The organism is Holdemanella sp. DFI.5.55 (assembly GCF_020593575.1).
GTDB lineage: Bacteria > Bacillota_I > Bacilli_A > Erysipelotrichales > Erysipelotrichaceae > Holdemanella > Holdemanella hominis.
Genome location: NZ_JAJDMK010000141.1, coordinates 1 through 2078, shown reverse-complemented (window position 1 = coordinate 2078; position 2078 = coordinate 1). Strand labels below are relative to the sequence as shown.

The 2078-nt window shown below is 34.3% G+C and carries 1 protein-coding gene; it reads left to right on the top strand.

The annotated features are described in order from the left end of the window. Nucleotides 1-136 precede the first annotated feature (136 nt). On the top strand, nucleotides 137-1978 hold the full coding sequence (locus LJE08_RS13360) for an IS1634 family transposase (RefSeq protein WP_227403497.1): 1842 nt from the start codon (nucleotides 137-139) through the stop codon (nucleotides 1976-1978). Nucleotides 1979-2078: the final 100 nt, after the last annotated feature.

Here is a 2078-nt window from a genome sequence, read left to right as displayed (position 1 = left end):
CGGGAGTTTAACACTTGCTCATAGCCAAAATAGCCAAATGTCGTTTATGTACGGCTTTTTTTTCGTCAAATTTTTATTTTTTACTGTTGTATGTGTTGTAATTGTGGTATAATAGTTGTAAAGGATGGCTGCTTCTATGAAACTGTATTATGATAAACGACTTAAAGATCCTACTTACTATATTCAGCAGGGATTTAGAAATGGTAAAAAAACGACAACCAAAAACATCAAAAGATTAGGTAAACATTCTGAGCTTCTTCTTATAACGGATAATCCCTTGGAATACGCTAAAAACGAAGTAAAAAAAATGAATGAGGAATATCGTTCTGGCAGATCTGAATTCATTGTTACTATGGACTTTAATGAAAGAATCCCTTCTACAGATTCTCCTTGTTCGAATTCTACTAGTTTGAACATTGGATATCTGTATCTTAAGGATATCTATGCCAAATTGAATCTGTCTGATTTTTTTAAATCAGTTTCTTCTGACCGAAAGATCACCTACGACTGTAATAAAATCTGTCAGTTTCTTACCTATGCAAGGATTCTGGATCCTGCCAGTAAATATGGAACATACGATAAACTTGATACATACTATGAGAAACCTCAGGTTGAATACCAACATATGATTCGTTTCCTGGATATTCTAGACAGAAACAGTGACCAATATTTAAAACATCTTTTTGACAATTCCGAAAACATCGTTAAACGAGATACTTCAGTTATGTACTATGACTGTACAAACTATTTCTTTGAAACAGAAAAACCTGATGAGGAGATTGTTGACGAAGTTACTGGAGAAATTATCCTTGGACTTCGTCAGTTCGGAATCAGTAAGGAAAACAAGACATCTCCTATTGTTGAAATGGGGCTTATCATGGACAGACGTGGAATCCCTATTTCTATGTGTATTCATCCAGGAAACACAAATGAACAGCTTACTGCCGTTCCACTTGAAAAAGAAGTTATAAAAATGACCGGAAACAAAAAGTTCATATATTGTGCGGATGCAGGACTTGGATCCTACAATATCCGTAAATTCAATGATATGGGTGGTAGAGCCTATATCGTTACACAGTCAGTAAAAAAACTTGGACAAGAGATCAAAGATATCGTATTCAACGATTCAAACTACCGTCTATTGTCAAATGACGATGCGATCACATTGAAAGAAATGCGAACATTTAATAAAAAAGACGCAAACAATCTAAGTCTATACAATGATTTTGCCTATAAAGTGATTCCAGCCAACACAGCCATGGATACAGGACTTTATGAAGAAAAAGTATACAAGAACGGTCGAACAAAAAAAGTAAAAGCCAAAGGAACATTACATCAATATATCATTGTCACTTTCTCTAGAAAGATGATGGAATACCAAAGGACTATCCGCGAAAGACAGCTTGAACGTGCTAAAAAGTTATTAAGACTTAAAGATCCTGAAAAGATAAAAAAAGGACCCAACGATATACGTCGATTCCTTAAGAACACATCATCTGATACAGCTAATTATGTATTGGATATGGATAAAATCCATGAAGAAGAAAAATACGATGGATTCTATGCCGTCGCAACAAACCTTGACGATTCAGCCAAAGACATCCTAGCAGTAGCTCAAAATAGATACAAAATCGAAGACTGTTTTAGAATCATGAAGACTAATTTCGATGCAAGACCAGTATTCTTGAGAAAGCCAGAAAGAATACGTGCACATTTCTTGATCTGCTACACTGCACTACTTATATACAGGCTTATGGAGTGCAAGTTGGATGACAACTTAACTCATGTAACAACATCAAACCTAATAAAAACATTACGAAATATGAATGTAGTAAATATGGATGACATGTACTACAAATCCATCTATAGTGGAAGTCAGGCATTAGATGCATTAGAAAGATGTTTCGAGCTACAACTAAACAGAAAGTACTATAGACCAAGTGATTTAAACAAAATAGTAAAAAAATTTTCAAAATAGAAATCACATACAACATTTCAAAAAAACGAAAGTGCTAGATTAAACCTTGAATAAAGGCTTTCTAGCACTTTTTACTTTTTCAACTGTCAAACTCGGGATA

What these genes read in the sequence shown, in the direction of transcription:
- LJE08_RS13360 (WP_227403497.1), top strand. Translation starts at nt 137, where the DNA reads ATGAAACTGTATTATGATAAACGACTTAAAGATCCTACTTACTATATT.